Raw genomic sequence first — 15,169 nt, forward strand, 5'->3', positions numbered from 1 at the left:
TGGTTAAATGTTCATGCCCGATGCGAAAGTGCATCGGGCATGATTGTTATCTGGTACTACTACTTACAGACGGTGGCTTGTTCCCAGCGAGTCAGTAACTCCATAATTTGGTAGGAGTCAGTGGGTAGTGCTGCCGGGCGATTGGCTTGTTTTAGACCAGCTTCGAGGAATTCTCGAGTCTTGCGTACTTGGTAAAGGAAAGCATCGCCGTCGGCATCAATTTCAACAATCTCTTCCTGTTGTTCGTACTTTTGGATGATGAGCTGATTGCCAGTAGCCTCAGGCAGCCACGGGTTTGATTTTAGCTGTATACAGCCTTCAGTACCGAGAATAGTAAAGCCGGCTTGCAGGCCATAATCTTCTGCCGTATGAAGTTGGCAGACAACACCATTGTTGAAGTGAAGTGTTGCTGCAGATTCACAGATATTGCCGTCATTCCCCCGGCGGCCATGGGCTGTGAGGGTGTAATTGTCGAAAATTTGGCTTCCAAAGCTGTGCTGCATCACGAGGTGAAGCAGTGAGGCTGGGTAGCAGCCAAGGTTGTACAATGCTCCTTTACTGCCCGGATTGACAAACTGAACGATGGACGCACAGTAATGCCCTTGAATAGAACGTACTTCACCAATGATGCCACTGTCGAGCATCTCCAGGATCTTGCTGGTGAATGGGTGATGCAGGTACATCAAGCCTTCCATAAAGAAGACGTTGTTCTGTTCAACGGCAGCCAGCGATTCAGCCGTTTTTTCCATATCAACAGACAGTGACTTTTCGCATAATATCGCCTTACCAGCGTTGGCTGCTTTGATGATGTATTCATGGTGCAGGTGGTTAGGCAGGGCAATATAGACAATATCGACATTGCTATCTTCGATAACAGCATCGAAGTCTGATGTCACCGTCGCGATATCATGGTCTTGTGCGAATTGTTCAAGTGTAGGGAGGGTTCTCCCTGCGACAGCATGAATACGGGTATTTCCCTCTTTATGAATTGCATTGGCCATGACGCCTGAGATAAAGCTTGTTCCCAGGATCCCCCATTGTAGTGTTTGAGACATGCTTATAGCTCCTTGATGAGTAGTTTAGATTCGAATGCCTGAACCAAATCAGTTAGCCCTGCAGCAATAAAACGTTGGGTATGGTCGGCTTGAAAATGTTGCTCAAAAGCAGCGTGATCTTCATAACGTTCCCAGAAAATGATCTTTCTGGGTTCTTTTTGATCTTGAAGCGCCAAAGCAAAAGAGCACCCCGGCTCATTATTCATCTCATCGCAAAACTGGTGTATCGCGCTGATGGCGTTATCTAAGTCAACATCAGGTTTAATGTGAAGCTCTGCGGTAATGAACAGACCTTGTTTGAACATTTCAGACAGCATAAGAAAGTCATATTGGGTAATTGAACGGCAAGAACTAATTTAATTGACTCCTTGTGGTTGATAAACAATGATCTGGTTTAATGTTTATAAACTATAGGTTGCTAATGTGGATAAGTTGAAGAATATGCAGGTATTTGTCTATGTGGCGCAAAACGGTAGCTTTGCCAAAGCCGCAACGCATTTTTCGGTATCCTCAACAATGATTGGCAAACATGTAAAATCATTAGAAGCGCAACTTGGGGTTAAGCTGTTAAACCGTACAACACGGAAGCAGTCTTTAACTGAGGCCGGGCAAATTTATCTTGTCGAGTGCGAAAGGATTCTGAGTGATATCGCAGACGCTGAGAACAACCTTCAGACAATTGAAAATAAGCCCAAAGGAACGGTAAGGATTAATTCGCCAGTTACTTACGGCAATCTGGTATTGGCCCCTTTGATAGCAGACTTCCTGCATCATTTCCCCGATATCAACATTGAGCTGGTGGTAGATAACGCAAGGATCGATCCGATGCACGAAAGGTTCGACATCGTTTTCAGGGTGGGGGAGCTTGCCGACTCAACCTTGATAGCTAGGCGGTTACCGGACTATGAAATGTTGTTCGCTGCGTCACCCGATTATATATCGGACAAGGGAGAGCCTGTTTCTCAGGCTGATTTGGTTAATCATCATTGTCTGGGCTTTAGTTATAGCGATATTCAGCCCCAGCTTGCCGTGGGGATCGAAACTCATGCCTTTGACAGGCAGCATACACGGTTATTATCCAATAGTGGTCAGGCTTTGAAGGTTGCAGCAGAAAAAGGAGCGGGGGTTGTGCTGCAGCCGCGTCTTATCCTTTCGGATGCACTCTGTGACGGAGTTTTGATCGAAGTACTTAAGGACGAGCGGCCGAAAGCCATGCCTGTTCATATGCTTTATAAAAGCAAGCAATTACCCCTGAAAACGCGAACATTTGTTGATTTTGTCTTGGCGGTACTTGTTAAGTAAGCGTGAGTTTCTTATGTCTGTTTTTGTTGTTATAAGTGATTAGAAAGTGTTTGTGCTATTGATGCGCCTCAGTGAGTTTTGGCTAGCGCCTTTCTGTTTATAGCGGCGCTGTTCGATGGAGCAGAGAACGTAGCTCTGTGTGTCTTACAGTGCTCTCTATGGGGTGATTATAAAGGCTTTAAAAATATAAGTTTTGAAAGGTGTTTTTTCTGGATTTTCATCCATTTATCTTAGTAAGCTATAACAAATTTTAGCGATGAGTAAGAAAGATGAACGTATCTGGTTCAACATTTACTGAGGAAGACTTTTCGAATACGGACCTTGCCGGCTCGGTGTTCAATCAATGCAATTTCTATCGGTGTAGTTTTGTTCGAGCCGATTTGACCGATGCTACATTCACCAATTGTCGATTCATTGAACCTGGTGATATTGAAGGCTGTCGGTTCGAATATGCGAAACTAAAAGATGTCAGTTTTAAAGACTGTGATTTGAGCATGGCGCTGTTTACTGGTGCGCACAGTCTGGGTATCGAATTTCGAACCTGTAATATGAAAGGCTGCAATTTTTCGCGTGCGAACTTTTGTAATTACATCACTCATAATACTTACTTTTCCTCTGCGTACATTACCGGCTGTAACTTGTCATACTCGAATTTTGAGAATCAGCGTTTGGAGAAATGTGATTTGTTCGAAAATCGCTGGAATGGTGCCAATCTAATGAATGCTTCTTTAAAGGGCTCTGACTTAAGTCGTTGTGAGTTTTCCGAAGAACAGTGGGGCCAATTTGTGATTGAGGAGTGTAATCTGTGCCACGTAGATCTAACAGGTCTGGATCTGAGGAAAGTGAAGCTGAAAGGGGTCATGATCTGCGACTGGCAGCAAGAGCAATTACTTGAACCTTTTGGGCTTTGTGTCCTTCCATCCTAGTTTTTCTCAAGGACGGTCTCAAGGCCGTTCTTTCGTTTTAGGGCTTTCTGTCTGGAACCTTTTCCCGAGTCTGTTTTACTGCTGTTTTGGGTGCAAGAAAGCAGCAGTTTTTGCTAATTGATTAGAACACGAAATATTATTTTGTTGCTATGGTTAATAATTATCTAAGTAAACAAGAATTGTTGGTTGCTTCTTGTCCACTTTACAGTAATTTCCAATTAAACTTGACACTTCAGCCACATAAATGATTTGATCTACGCACTTACATATTATTTATAGGACTAAGTATTCTTGGCAGATGTTGTGCCAAGTAGGATTAAATGATGAGTAAACATGATAAATACAGTATAGAAAATACTGATTACACAGTTGGACAAGACAACATCCAAAAATGGGGTTTTGACGTTCACAATCCGGTATTCGGGACGAGTGCTGGCTTGATTGCCCTGTTTTTGGTTGCTGTTTTGATCAGTGATCCGGCAACGGCAAAGACAGCTCTGAACGGGGTAAAAAATAGCATCATAAATAACTTCGATGCGTTGTTCATTTGGTCAGGAAATATTTTTGTCATCTTCTGCCTGGCTTTGATCTTCTCTCCATACGGTAAAATTCGTATTGGCGGTCAGGATGCTGAAACGGATTACTCTCGCGTCTCCTGGCTATCGATGCTGTTTGCCGCTGGTATGGGTATTGGCCTAATGTTCTGGAGTGTTGCTGAGCCGGTAGCCTACTACACAGGTTGGTATGAAACACCTCTGGGTGTAACACCGAACACCCCTGAGGCTGCTAAGCTGGCGATGGGCGCTACCATGTACCACTGGGGATTCCATCCTTGGGCGATCTATGGCGTGGTTGCATTGTCTCTGGCCTTCTTTGCGTACAACAAAGGCTTGCCTCTTTCTATTCGTTCAATCTTCTACCCACTGTTAGGCGATCGTGTCTGGGGATGGGCCGGTCATATTGTTGATATTTTTGCCGTGTTGGCAACGCTATTTGGCCTGGCAACCTCTCTGGGTCTTGGTGCGCAACAGGCTGCGAGTGGGATCGAGCATGTTCTGGGCTTTAAGAGTGATATTACTTTACAGATAGGCGTGATTGCGGTCGTCACTCTGCTGGCGGTGTTCTCAGTAGCTCGTGGTATCGATGGCGGTGTAAAACTGCTAAGTAACATTAATATGCTGGTAGCCGTTGCGCTCTTGGTATTTGTTGCCTTGGTTGGTTTTGCCGTCTCAATGGGGACTATCCCGACAACTATTTCAGGTTATGCCGAGAACTTCTTTGCTCTAAGTAATCCTCATGGCCGTGAAGACGAAACCTGGATGCATGGCTGGACTGTGTTCTATTGGGCGTGGTGGATTTCTTGGTCACCATTCGTTGGTATGTTTATTGCGCGTGTTTCTAAGGGCCGTACTGTTCGTGAGTTCATGATTGCTGTTCTAATCGTACCGACATTTGTTACCGTTCTTTGGATGTCAGTATTTGGCGGTCAGGCGATTGATCAGGTTATTAATGGTGTTGGTGTCCTGGGCGAAAACGGTCTGACGTCGGTTCCACTGGCTATGTATGAGATGTTTGAAGCACTGCCTTTCAGCAATGTATTGTCGGTTATCGCAATCGTACTGGTTATGGTGTTCTTTATAACATCTTCTGACTCAGGCTCACTGGTTATCGATAACATCACTGCTGGTGGTAAGCTTGATTCTCCAATGCCACAGCGAATCTTCTGGGCAACTATCGAAGGTGCTATTGCTGCTGTGATGCTTTATGTCGGTGGTACGCAGGCAATCGAAGCGCTTCAGGCGGGTGCAATTTCAACGGGACTGCCGTTTACCATTATTCTGCTGCTGATGTGTGTAAGCTTGATAATGGGTTTCCGTACAGAACGTTATCGCTAATAGCTAAGCATAGTGATTATAAAAACGCCGCTAATATAGCGGCGTTTTTTTTACAACCAAATCTCCGATACCGGCGTATCGGGATCGAAGTGATAGGCAATTTGTGCCTGCAGAAGTTCAGCTGTGGCCAGAGCATCAGTGAGGGCATGATGGGGCTGATAGGTTGGTAGCCCATAGCGCTGACGAGCCTTCCCCAGACGCACAGAGCCGGGTCTCTTGCCTTGAAGCCGATTCCAGAAACCACCAAACTGACGGTGTTGTATGGCAGACTCAATCGCTAAGGTGTCGATAACCGGAAAGTGAATCCCCTCGTTTAGACGTGTCTTAAGTGCACTGTTCATAAACTCTCGTTCAATTCTCTGATAGTGAACAACGACAATCTTTCCGGCAAGGGCATCGAGTACCTTCTCCAGAATACGCAGCAGATCGGGTGCATCGCTGACATCTGAATCGGTAATACCATGGATTACAACCGACTGCTCGTCGAGAGGCCGGTGCGGATTTACGACCCAGTGAGCAGATTCTCTACAGCGAATACGCTGAAGGTTAAAGGGAACCAGCCCGATACTAATGATTTCATCGCTTTTGGGGTCAAGGCCGGTGGTCTCGAAGTCCAGTGCCACAAAAGGAACATCTTTTAGTGGTGTATCACCACTGATCATGCCGGCAGAATAGTACTGTTGCAGACGAGAATCTTTAGCTTGATCAAGCAAGGTCGTAAAAAAAGTCGGCCAGTCAGGTGTGTTTGTATTGGCAAGCAGTGGTCTTTGCTTTTTTTCTTTTATCATTATCGTCTGTTGCCTTGATACCGGAACTTGATGAAGTTCTGAGCATTACTGAGGATCTGAAATGCTGCCTTGAGGTTTCTGCGCTCAAAGTCAGACATGTTTTCAGGTTCGATACTGTTGTCCGGCTCGGTTTCAGCTTCGACGTCTAGTGCCTGGTGGCGTATACGAACCATATAGATAAACTCCATGGCATCTCGAAGGTCCTGACCGCGTCCTTTCGGTAGTATTCCCGCTTCAATGATGTCATCAAGTCGTTCGAATGAGTTTTGCGAACGAGAACCGACGGCGAGAGCATGAACGCGGATCAAGTCTGCCAGCGGTGCTGTTCCTCGACGCTTTAGGTTAATCGAGTTGTTGTGGCGACCGTCTTTTTCCATCACGAAATCTTTGAAAAAGCCAAGTGGTGGCGTTCGGCTGATTGCGTTGCGGGCAAGGCAAGCTAGGAAGCGGTTATTCTTTCTGGCTCTTCGAATGATAAAGCTATTAAGTTGTTCAGCCCATTTCACCCGTCCCCATACACCATCCAGGTCAAAGAAGATCGAGCTATTGAGCAGTGCCTGTGGCTTAGGATTATCAATCCAGTCACCGAAACACTCTTCCCATTCCTTGCGCGTTTTACGCCATTCCGGGTTGGTGGCCATAATCTCACCCTGGCAGTAGCTGTAACCGCATGCAGCGAGTCCGTCGCAGACAAATTTTGCTAGCTGGGCAAAGTACTCGCCATGCCGTTTTTCATCGTAGCTGTTGTCGAGAATCAGCGCATTATCCTGATCGGTTACGATTAGCTGCTCGTCGCGGGCCATAGAGCCTAGCGCGAGAAAACAATACGGAATAGGTGGCGGCCCTTGAATTTCTTCGGCAAGCTCGAGCAGCCGCTGTTTGAAACTGCGGCCAATCACGGCCATTGCACTGCCCACCATATGGGAGTTGGCATCTTCGTTGACCATCCGGACAAAGCAGTCTTTTACCTGCTCCGATAATGTTTGTAATTCTTCGACACTCTGCTGTTGGAAAATGGTACTGACCAATAACAGGCTATTTTGCGACTCGTACCGTACAATATCGGTCAGACCAATAACCCCGATTGGATGCTTGTTACGCAGAACTGGAAGGTGATGGACGTTGTAGCGCAACATGGTAAGCATTGCTTCGAATACATAGGCATTGTGATCGAGGCTGATTAATTCAGTGGTCATCACTTCTGATACCGGGGTAGAAACATCAATCCCCATGGCAAGAACGCGTGTACATAAGTCTCTGTCGGTGATAATGCCGACAAGGTGATCCCTGTCTTCATCATCTACTGAAGCTTCAGGGTCGGTAACCAATAGGGAAGAAGTACTTTCTTCTGCCATGGTTTGCGCGGCGACCTGAATTGACTCGTCCTTTGCGATGAGAAATGGATCGCGAGTCAATAGGGTTCGGACCTTGGATGTGGTGAGATCGTTGGCATCAGTGTGCGTAGAGACGACATTACGGAGCCGGGCGCTGTCTTCGACCTCGACGAAGTCGGCGAAGGTATCGAATTCATCATAAAGGCTGTTGAACATGTCCTCCGGAATACAATAAACCAGTGTATCTTCAATTGCTTTCGCTGGCATTCGGACACGGTTGTTCATCAACAGGCCCATCTGACCGAACAGATCGCCCTCATCAATGCGGTTATATAGCTCGCCCTTTCGGCGGTAAATTTCGACGGCTCCGCTTCGGATCAGGAAAAGGTCGTGAATCTCATCGCCTAAGCTGAAGATCATAGTACCGGCTCGGTAATAGGATACCTCGATTTGTAGTGCTACCTGTTTTTGCTTTTCTTCCGGTAAGTTATCAAAAGGAGGGAACTGGCTGATAAAACTAAGTATTTCTAGCTGTTCTGCTTCCATCGCAAGACCCGTGTTAGGAGATTAATAAGAGATATTCAGCAGTAAGTATACAAGGGTTGCGTTGTATATGCTTTTACTATCAGCTTGTTAGCTCTGATAATTTACTCTTTAAATCCACAGTAGATCTTGTTTATCAACTGATTCTGATGGCGGCATCCGGTTTTATGCAAGATACTTTTTATTTGCGATTTTGTTGTTTCTTTAGAAACGCCGCGAATCGCGGTTATTTCGCTGCCATCATACCCTTGGGCAAGTAAAGACACGACATTATGCTCTGCTTGGGTCAGGTTATCAGGAAGCTTCAGCATGCCTCGGGATATTGGTGCGGAGCCATAGAGGCTTTCCAGGGTGTTTCGTGCGATAAAAAATTGTCCCCATGGGGCAAGGGCCTCCAGGAGTTGCTGCATGAATTGCTGACAGCTGGGGTGGAAAGGCTGATGGTAGCGATGAAAGCAGAGGGATAATATTTTCCCGTCCGAAAGGGGATAAATACCGCTTATTGAATAATCAACATCCATCCTGGGGATCATCTCTTCGAGAAACCAGCCGTCACGAATTTGCTTGATAGGTAACATTTCCTGTAGGGCTATCATATTGCCGGTCAGCGACTGGCCGAGATAATGCTGGAGATAAATATCATCTCGTGAGTGGCGTAGATAAAAGTCGAAATCGCTGTTATCGATACCGTGATGGAGAATCCACTGCTGTCCTTTGTGCGGAGGGGAACCAAGGAATAACAGACTTATATCGGCACCAAGATATTGGCCGATATTACGGACAATTCTATTCAAGTCATCGCTGGATTCGCCAGCTTCCAGTAGCTCTTTTACCCAGTATTGAACCCGCTCCATGGACAACCCTCACTGGTAGGATCACTATTAATACAAGAATCAATGATGAATCAGTGTATTGCAATTATTTATGCGCAGGGTGTGATCAAGAATTGCGCGGGTAAATGAATGAGCATATCGAGCTGAAAATGATAATATTGACCTTATAAAAGAATCAGCAATATGGAAGAGCTCGATAATAATGACAAAGGAAGATAAGGCGTACCCATTAATCCGGTTGTTCAAAGTGCTCCATGTGGTGGGGTTATTGATGGTGATTGCAGGAATAGCATTGTTAATGGCAACGGAGGTTGGTCAGACAGTTAACGGCATGCTGGCAATTAGTAGCTTGATTGGGATAGGCGGTGTGTTGATCTCTCCGTTTCCGGTAGCCTTGTTTCTTCAGTGGGCTACAAGAGCCAAGATGGAACACAGTAACTAATTATCAAGTGAATAAAACGAAGTAACAGGGATGACGATAATGGGAACATCTGACCATATTACGCTGCGTCCAGCGGTGGTTTCAGATGTAAGGGTGGTGACTGATGTTATGCTGGCCTCAAGAAAGCAGCTACTGCCATTTGCCCCTTTGGTACACAGTGATGAGGCTGTTTTTAACTGGATCAATGAGTATCTTATCCCCTGCCATAGGGTTACGGTAGCGGTTGAGAATACTCAAATTGTAGGTTTGTGTGCTTTGTCAGAACAAGACGGGACAGGCTGGATAGAGCATCACGGTTTTGTTGCTGCTGCCTTTAGTGACGGCAGTAACAATGAAGAAGGCGTCCCTGATGTGCTTTATCGACGCTTTTCGACACACCTGTTCGATCCCTGTAACGCAAAAGAATGTTGACCGTATGGAATTATGGGGATAGCTTGAATGCGCTAGAAGGATGTGGAACAAAGGAAGTTATTCAAGGATATGAAGTTTATTAGCTGCAATTTTGACTCTCATGCAAATGAGATCTTAACCATTCTTAATGATGCGATAATTAACTCAACCGCGCTGTATGATTATAAGCCGCGAACAATGGATAACATGGTGTCATGGTTTAAATCCAAGGAAGAAGCCGATTATCCGGTCATCGGGGCCATTGATGAACATGGCCGGCTGATGGGATTTGCCACCTATGGGCGATTTCGTGAACAGCCTGCGTTTAAATACACGGTTGAACACTCTGTGTACCTTCACCCGGACTTCAGGGGAAGGGGAGTTGGTAAAGCCTTAATGAAAGAGCTTATTCAATGGGCTAAACAGCAAGATTACCATGCCATCATCGGCGCTATTGATATGGAAAATCAAGGTAGTATTTATTTGCACCAGCGATTGGGTTTCACCCATTCGGGGACGATTCAGCAAGCTGGATTTAAATTTGGTCGTTGGCTGGATTTGGGTTTTTATCAATTGGTATTGAATACACCTTCCTGTCCGGTGGATGGGTGATTTTTGCCACATCAACCTTGTTGATAATGTGATCTTTTTATAATTACTCGACACTGGTCCGACATCATATTTGCCGAACCAAATTAGAGCTTCTACTCTTCATTGTTCCATATGCAACGGAAATGATAACAATGAAGACAGTAACTAAGAGTATCTTAGCAGCGTTGGCTACGCTCTCATTTTCCGCTCATGCGGCAATTGGTGAGCACCCTATCATTTTGATCCACGGTTTTCAGGCTGATCAATTGCAAACAAAACCTGGTCGTCAAGCCGTCGAACAAGAAGGTGCTGATTATTGGCGCGATTTCTGGCTCGCGAAAGCCGATGATCGTATTGATTGGCCGTCTCAGGAAAGGGTTGCGGGTAAGATCTCGTCAGATTATATCTGGCCGAAACTACAGGCGTTATCGAAAAACCAGACTTGCCGCAACGGCTGTATTTTTGTAACTCACTCAACCGGTGATCTTGTTGCGCGCTATATGCTGGATAACCAGGCTAACTGGTTGGAAAATGCCGGCCTTCAGCCGCTGAATGTTCTGGCGACCTTCGATTTTGCAGGTGCTGGCGGTGGCTCTGAGCTCGGTGACTTGGCAATCAATGTGGCGGAAGGAAGCGGCTGGGTCAACGGTGCGCTGAAATCGGCGATTAAGTTATGGCTGGGTGAAATCCCAAATAGCTCAAATACCGGTGTATTGAATGACCTAAAAGTGGCGAATGCCCGCCAGCTGGCACCTTTGCCGGATGGTCGGATCCCTAGGGTACGCTTTACCGGTGATGGGTCGGACTACTTCAACTTAACAGCAGGCTTTTTGCCAGGACATGATGACGGTGTTGTTGCCAGTCACTCCACGTGTGGTGCAAGCCAGGCCGGTGATTTTAATAGTTGTTCGATGAGCGTTGCCTATGATGGCAAGTTGGCGACACAGTCGCGTGGTGTCAGTGACTTCATGCCTGATCATTATCCATTATTAATGGGTGAAGATTATAGCCATGGCGGGTTGATCACCAATTCACATAGCGGGCAAGTCACAGCGGCTAATCAGCAAGCGACGCTGACTAATGGTAAAACGCTGACGGTGAATACAACAGATGAAAAGTATTGGCTGACAGGCAACTATTATCGCTATGTTGATGGCTCTGATAAGGTGACAATGTCACAACTTGCGGTTGATTTACTCAACTAATAGACCGAAGCAAGGGGGCCGTAATAAGCCCTCTTGCTAAGTAATTACTTATATTATTGATTGCGAAACCTTTATGAAGAATAACAAGCATGTTGCAATTGCGGTGATTGTCGGGGCATCAGTGCTGGCTTATTGGTTGGCCACACCATCAAAGGACGAACGCCAATTCGTTTCGCAATCCTTAGAAGCAGGGCAAGATGATATGGTGTCAGGTGACAGCTCGGCATCGATAATAGCAGCTGCTGGCAGCGAAGCAGTAAGCTCAGCAACACCAAGTGCTGAACCTGATCCTGCTGAAAAGAAGGATAGTGATCCTGAACTTGAGCCTGTGACTCGTCAGTTGGCTCAAATATCTGCAGCCTATGCCGCTGAGATTCAATATCCTCCTTACTCGAAACCCATTTCAGCCTCGAGCAAGAGCTACCTGGAGCCAAACTATTTCAATGTCGTTGAGGTGCCCGTGTTAGACGGATCGCATACGGCTTCAATTTCACTGGCAAAATTTCGGTTTTTCTATCCGGAGCCTGTCGTTGTATCTTTAAACACCAAGCTGGCAATCAGTAATATCCGTTATGAGTTTTATGAACCGACCACCAAGCAGGTGTTGGCCGTTGAACAAACTGAGCGCAAAACATTAGAGGTAATGTCAAGTCAGGACTGGCCGCAGGAAATTCGCATTAAAGCAACTATTGATTTCGAGCAGGGCAGTGACATATTGACGACGGACTTTAATTTTTTTGTACCGTCAGCCCGTTTAGTCTCTGTCGATGAACCGATATCGGATGGGGCGGATATGCTGATCCCCGTCAAGTTGGATATCAAGCAGGCGGGAATATACCGTGTGCGTGCCAATTTATATGGTCAGCAAGGGGGGGTGATAGCGGCACTGAATGGAAAGTCTAAGCTGGAAGAGGGTGAGCAAGAGATGGTGTTAAAAGCCCATCAAAGTGTCTTAGCCGGAACTGATGGTTTATATCAGTTAAAAGACTGGGTGATTGAAAAAATGTCGGGCTTTCCTGGTGAAAAAGCCAGTTTCGGGATCAGCGAGCAAGATACAATACCCTTGGCACCGTTTGATTTATCTGCGCTCAGCCAGGAGCCCTATACTCCGAGTGCGGAAGAGCAACAGCGGCTTGAATTTCTGCGACAGGCAGCAAACCAATAGCGCGATCGCCTGGCCAGTTAGCCGGGCGTTTTTGCCGAGAGTTTATGAATATGGTAGAGATTGACGACAATGCAGAAGCTGTTCATGATCACCACTGGGTAAGCGCCCAGTTGCCAGCCATAGATGACGAACAGCAGGCATCCCAGCCCGTTAATATATCTTAGCCGCTTCATATCACCCATTAACAAAGACGTTCCTACCAGCAGAGAAGCCGCGTAACCGATGGTGTCTGATAATTCCATTCTTATTTTTTTCAATTCGTTCCTGAATATCATTAACTTTAGAACAAATCTCATCGCGTGAAGGGGCTCAACTGGAAGTTACTCACAGGGATGTAGTCTATGTTTAAGTGGTAGCCCTTCTATTTACAGTAAGTTGGAGGTCATGTCATTGAAACGATAGATTATCTAAAAGACAGGTACACGGAAGAATTGGCCAGGTTTGCTTATTGCGAGGGCCAGTGTTCTCGGCTGTTGGTATTCTTAACTACGATTCTCGCTGCCGTCGGTACGGTAACTGTGATTAAGAGTGATAGTTTTTTTCAGCCCGCCTTACCGGTTGAGTGGATCAAACTGCTGGCACTGCTGCTTGCTTTGTTTGCGGTTGTTTGTGCCTGGGGGCATGCACTACTGGCGCTAAAAATTGGCGGTCATATCGAGCTTCCCAAGGGACGCGAAACAACAAGAGATCTGGCTGCGCATGATATTGCGAGCCGGGAACAGTTAATTATTAATTATTATCATCAGGCAATAGAAGAGCTGACAGAAGTCATTCACGAGAAAAACAAGTATATTATTATCGCCTATGAGGAACTGACAATGAGTGCTTGGTTTTTCGGGATAGTTTCAGCCGTCGCGATCGGAACGGAAATATTAAGCTGAGCAACAGAGAATAGTCATGATTATGGAAGAGGATTATGAGGAAGTTGGAATTAAAAATACCGCCCGTTGTTTTGATGGGGATGTTTGCGATTGGAATGTGGCTGCTATCAATACAGTTACCTAAACAGACACTATTCGCTACTGGCAGTACACTCGCTGCCGTGATTATTACCCTGCTTGGTGCCATCATTGCTATTTCAGGTGTGTTGGCTTTTCGAAAAGCCAGGACCACGGCCAACCCAATGGAACCGCAGGACGCATCTACATTGGTAAACAGTGGTGTGTATCGAGTGACTCGTAATCCGATGTATCTTGGATTTCTACTAATGCTTGTTGGCTTTGGTATCTTTTTGCAAAGCGCTTATTCGCTGGTACTCTGCGTGGGTTTTATTCTTTATATGAACCGTTTCCAGATTGAACCGGAAGAGCGGTTTCTCGAAGTACATTTTCAAGATGAGTTTGTACTGTATAAAGGAAAAGTGCGTCGCTGGATTTAGACAAAAGTCAGCATAGTGTTAATTACGCTCAAAAAAACGTCACTTGGCCACTTAAACGCCTGAAGTTTCTGATTTTCATTGATGTCGAAAAGAAATACGACATAATACTGGTTATTTATCCAGTTAAAGGGGCAAGGTGTGTTGCTCAAAGGTACTAGGCTGAAAAGTACTCAACAACCTTGCTCAGTGTGAATTCTGTGGCTAATTTCAACGTACATCTTGGATCAGCCGCGCTAACCAGTAGTTTGGCGGCTACCGCATTATTATCGGCAGGGCATATCGTACCGATCACTGCCTTATGGCTGATGTTTCTTGGCACCATGGGTGGATTGTTGCCGGATATTGATTCAGACAACTCCACCTCGATGAGTACTTTATTTCGGTTTTTCGGCGGAATGATCACATTCAGTTTTGTTGGCCATATCTACCGAATGGTCTCAATGCTGGAGTTGATCGTATATGCTTTTTTTTGCTATTTGACCATCCGCCATAACCTAAAAGCTTTGCTGGAAAAAGTGACAGTACACAGAGGTTGCTGCCATTCATTGGCATTTATTAGTGTTTCCGGTTTAGGCTGTGCTTCCCTTGTTTATTTGCTTGGCTACAGTGAAAAAACGAGCTGGCTATCAGGGCTCTTTTTATTAGGTGGAAGTCTTGTACATTTGCTGCTTGATGAGGCATACAGCGTCGATCTTGCTAACCGAAAAATTAAAATGTCATTTGGCTCGGCATTCAAGTTATGTTCGAACCGTAATCCAGTGATTAGTACTTTTCAGTTTTTGCTGATAGGAGTGCTTGTGATTCATAGCCCGCCCTGGAACGACACTTGGCAGCAACTGTCGGACTGGAGTGATTTTAGGCTTAAACCGAATTGGCTCAATCGAGAAGATGTCACTGCGTTTTTTGATGATGTTGTCGAGTCTACAACCAATGCAATTCAACCTCGCTAGTCACGAATGTTTATAATCTCAATAGAACCTACCTAAGTTTGTCGACTTTGATTTGCATCATGTGCCATTTTTAAGAAAAGTGCTTAACTGTCACAGCTTTAATGATAGTGCCTTAATCGGCTAAGAGGGAATCAGGTTAAAGGCCTGAGCTGTACCCGCAACTGTAAGCGTTGAGTGTTACCTTGAACCACTGATTATTCGGGAAGGAGGGTAATACGTTGTTATACGCAAGCCAGGAAACCTGCTATCAAAACATGCTTCTAGATACTGGGCGGGAATACTCAGTGATGAAGGGGTTGATCTCACGTCTGTGTTATCAACCGTTTTCTCATACCTGATATCTAGTGCAAATATTACTTAACGTATAGCGTG

The 15,169-nt window shown here is 45.6% G+C and carries 17 protein-coding genes and 1 riboswitch; of the genes, 11 read left to right on the forward strand and 6 right to left on the reverse strand.

Annotation, left to right across the window (positions count from 1 at the left end; translation table 11 throughout):
- Nucleotides 1-59 precede the first annotated feature (59 nt).
- Nucleotides 60-1,055 (reverse strand): Gfo/Idh/MocA family protein, encoded by a 996-nt coding sequence (locus BIT28_RS03365; protein WP_075762232.1) that lies wholly within the window; start codon nt 1,053-1,055, stop codon nt 60-62.
- 2 nt (nt 1,056-1,057) lie between these two features.
- Entirely contained in the window at nt 1,058-1,372 is a 315-nt protein-coding gene (locus BIT28_RS03370) for a putative quinol monooxygenase (RefSeq protein WP_245823640.1), read from the reverse strand.
- Nucleotides 1,373-1,478: 106 nt separating this feature from the next.
- Between BIT28_RS03370 and BIT28_RS03375 the strand changes: the two genes are divergently transcribed.
- The 3 genes from BIT28_RS03375 (at nt 1,479) to BIT28_RS03385 (ending at nt 5,178) form a co-directional block, all read left to right on the forward strand.
- Nucleotides 1,479-2,357, forward strand: a complete 879-nt coding sequence (locus BIT28_RS03375; protein ID WP_075762234.1) for a LysR substrate-binding domain-containing protein — start codon at nt 1,479-1,481, stop codon at nt 2,355-2,357.
- Nucleotides 2,358-2,626: 269 nt separating this feature from the next.
- Nucleotides 2,627-3,283, forward strand: coding sequence for a Qnr family pentapeptide repeat protein (locus BIT28_RS03380; protein ID WP_075762235.1), 657 nt, complete (start codon nt 2,627-2,629; stop codon nt 3,281-3,283).
- A gap of 320 nt (nt 3,284-3,603) precedes the next feature.
- On the forward strand, nt 3,604-5,178 hold the full coding sequence (locus tag BIT28_RS03385; RefSeq protein WP_075762236.1) for a BCCT family transporter: 1,575 nt from the start codon (nt 3,604-3,606) through the stop codon (nt 5,176-5,178).
- Between the two features lie 50 nt (nt 5,179-5,228).
- Here the strand turns inward: BIT28_RS03385 and BIT28_RS03390 are convergent, their stop codons facing one another.
- From BIT28_RS03390 to BIT28_RS03400, 3 genes are all read right to left on the reverse strand, one after another.
- Nucleotides 5,229-5,966: a 3'-5' exonuclease gene (locus tag BIT28_RS03390; protein WP_075762237.1), complete on the reverse strand. Its 738-nt coding sequence runs from the start codon at nt 5,964-5,966 to the stop codon at nt 5,229-5,231.
- Nucleotides 5,966-7,846: a DUF294 nucleotidyltransferase-like domain-containing protein gene (locus BIT28_RS03395; protein ID WP_075762238.1), complete on the reverse strand. Its 1,881-nt coding sequence runs from the start codon at nt 7,844-7,846 to the stop codon at nt 5,966-5,968. Before BIT28_RS03395 ends, BIT28_RS03390 begins: the two co-directional genes overlap by 1 nt.
- Nucleotides 7,847-7,947: 101 nt before the next feature.
- Entirely contained in the window at nt 7,948-8,697 is a 750-nt protein-coding gene (locus BIT28_RS03400) for a LuxR C-terminal-related transcriptional regulator (RefSeq protein WP_075762239.1), read from the reverse strand.
- A gap of 181 nt (nt 8,698-8,878) precedes the next feature.
- Here BIT28_RS03400 and BIT28_RS03405 point away from each other — a divergent pair, with 181 nt between their 5' ends.
- From BIT28_RS03405 to BIT28_RS03425, 5 genes are all read left to right on the forward strand, one after another.
- Nucleotides 8,879-9,118 carry a hypothetical protein gene (locus tag BIT28_RS03405; RefSeq protein ID WP_075762240.1) on the forward strand — a complete coding sequence of 80 codons (240 nt, stop codon included), beginning with the start codon at nt 8,879-8,881 and terminating at the stop codon, nt 9,116-9,118.
- Between the two features lie 39 nt (nt 9,119-9,157).
- Complete coding sequence (locus BIT28_RS03410; protein WP_075762241.1) at nt 9,158-9,529, forward strand: GNAT family N-acetyltransferase; 372 nt, start codon at nt 9,158-9,160, stop codon at nt 9,527-9,529.
- A 69-nt stretch (nt 9,530-9,598) separates the two neighbouring features.
- Complete coding sequence (locus tag BIT28_RS03415) at nt 9,599-10,120, forward strand: GNAT family N-acetyltransferase (protein WP_075762242.1); 522 nt, start codon at nt 9,599-9,601, stop codon at nt 10,118-10,120.
- Nucleotides 10,121-10,251: 131 nt separating this feature from the next.
- Nucleotides 10,252-11,304: a lipase family protein gene (locus BIT28_RS03420; RefSeq protein ID WP_075762243.1), complete on the forward strand. Its 1,053-nt coding sequence runs from the start codon at nt 10,252-10,254 to the stop codon at nt 11,302-11,304.
- A gap of 73 nt (nt 11,305-11,377) precedes the next feature.
- Nucleotides 11,378-12,469 carry a hypothetical protein gene (locus BIT28_RS03425; RefSeq protein WP_075762244.1) on the forward strand — a complete coding sequence of 364 codons (1,092 nt, stop codon included), beginning with the start codon at nt 11,378-11,380 and terminating at the stop codon, nt 12,467-12,469.
- Between the two features lie 17 nt (nt 12,470-12,486).
- Here BIT28_RS03425 and BIT28_RS03430 read toward each other — a convergent pair whose 3' ends face one another.
- Complete coding sequence (locus tag BIT28_RS03430; RefSeq protein WP_075762245.1) at nt 12,487-12,711, reverse strand: YgjV family protein; 225 nt, start codon at nt 12,709-12,711, stop codon at nt 12,487-12,489.
- A 231-nt stretch (nt 12,712-12,942) separates the two neighbouring features.
- Here BIT28_RS03430 and BIT28_RS03435 point away from each other — a divergent pair, with 231 nt between their 5' ends.
- The 3 genes from BIT28_RS03435 to BIT28_RS03445 all read left to right on the forward strand — a co-directional run bounded on the left by BIT28_RS03435 (nt 12,943) and on the right by BIT28_RS03445 (nt 14,797).
- On the forward strand, nt 12,943-13,350 hold the full coding sequence (locus tag BIT28_RS03435) for a hypothetical protein (RefSeq protein ID WP_139310429.1): 408 nt from the start codon (nt 12,943-12,945) through the stop codon (nt 13,348-13,350).
- A 35-nt stretch (nt 13,351-13,385) separates the two neighbouring features.
- Nucleotides 13,386-13,847 carry a methyltransferase family protein gene (locus BIT28_RS03440; RefSeq protein ID WP_075762247.1) on the forward strand — a complete coding sequence of 154 codons (462 nt, stop codon included), beginning with the start codon at nt 13,386-13,388 and terminating at the stop codon, nt 13,845-13,847.
- A 197-nt stretch (nt 13,848-14,044) separates the two neighbouring features.
- Nucleotides 14,045-14,797, forward strand: coding sequence for a metal-dependent hydrolase (locus tag BIT28_RS03445; protein WP_075762312.1), 753 nt, complete (start codon nt 14,045-14,047; stop codon nt 14,795-14,797).
- An 88-nt stretch (nt 14,798-14,885) separates the two neighbouring features.
- Nucleotides 14,886-15,060, forward strand: a riboswitch (cobalamin riboswitch).
- Nucleotides 15,061-15,169: the final 109 nt, after the last annotated feature.

Origin of the sequence: Photobacterium proteolyticum, assembly GCF_001939735.1 — a bacterium.
Lineage (GTDB): Bacteria > Pseudomonadota > Gammaproteobacteria > Enterobacterales > Vibrionaceae > Photobacterium > Photobacterium proteolyticum.

Excerpts from the sequence above, each read along its gene's own strand:
- BIT28_RS03405 (WP_075762240.1), top strand. The coding sequence starts at position 8,879 with ATGACAAAGGAAGATAAGGCGTACCCATTAATCCGGTTGTTCAAAGTG.
- BIT28_RS03425 (WP_075762244.1), top strand. The coding sequence starts at position 11,378 with ATGAAGAATAACAAGCATGTTGCAATTGCGGTGATTGTCGGGGCATCA.
- BIT28_RS03415 (WP_075762242.1), top strand. The coding sequence starts at position 9,599 with ATGAAGTTTATTAGCTGCAATTTTGACTCTCATGCAAATGAGATCTTA.
- BIT28_RS03370 (WP_245823640.1), bottom strand. The coding sequence starts at position 1,372 with ATGCTGTCTGAAATGTTCAAACAAGGTCTGTTCATTACCGCAGAGCTT.
- BIT28_RS03395 (WP_075762238.1), bottom strand. The coding sequence starts at position 7,846 with ATGGAAGCAGAACAGCTAGAAATACTTAGTTTTATCAGCCAGTTCCCT.
- BIT28_RS03420 (WP_075762243.1), top strand. The coding sequence starts at position 10,252 with ATGAAGACAGTAACTAAGAGTATCTTAGCAGCGTTGGCTACGCTCTCA.
- BIT28_RS03365 (WP_075762232.1), bottom strand. The coding sequence starts at position 1,055 with ATGTCTCAAACACTACAATGGGGGATCCTGGGAACAAGCTTTATCTCA.
- BIT28_RS03440 (WP_075762247.1), top strand. The coding sequence starts at position 13,386 with ATGAGGAAGTTGGAATTAAAAATACCGCCCGTTGTTTTGATGGGGATG.
- BIT28_RS03410 (WP_075762241.1), top strand. The coding sequence starts at position 9,158 with ATGGGAACATCTGACCATATTACGCTGCGTCCAGCGGTGGTTTCAGAT.
- BIT28_RS03385 (WP_075762236.1), top strand. The coding sequence starts at position 3,604 with ATGATGAGTAAACATGATAAATACAGTATAGAAAATACTGATTACACA.
- BIT28_RS03430 (WP_075762245.1), bottom strand. The coding sequence starts at position 12,711 with ATGGAATTATCAGACACCATCGGTTACGCGGCTTCTCTGCTGGTAGGA.
- BIT28_RS03390 (WP_075762237.1), bottom strand. The coding sequence starts at position 5,966 with ATGATAAAAGAAAAAAAGCAAAGACCACTGCTTGCCAATACAAACACA.
- BIT28_RS03380 (WP_075762235.1), top strand. The coding sequence starts at position 2,627 with ATGAACGTATCTGGTTCAACATTTACTGAGGAAGACTTTTCGAATACG.
- BIT28_RS03400 (WP_075762239.1), bottom strand. The coding sequence starts at position 8,697 with ATGGAGCGGGTTCAATACTGGGTAAAAGAGCTACTGGAAGCTGGCGAA.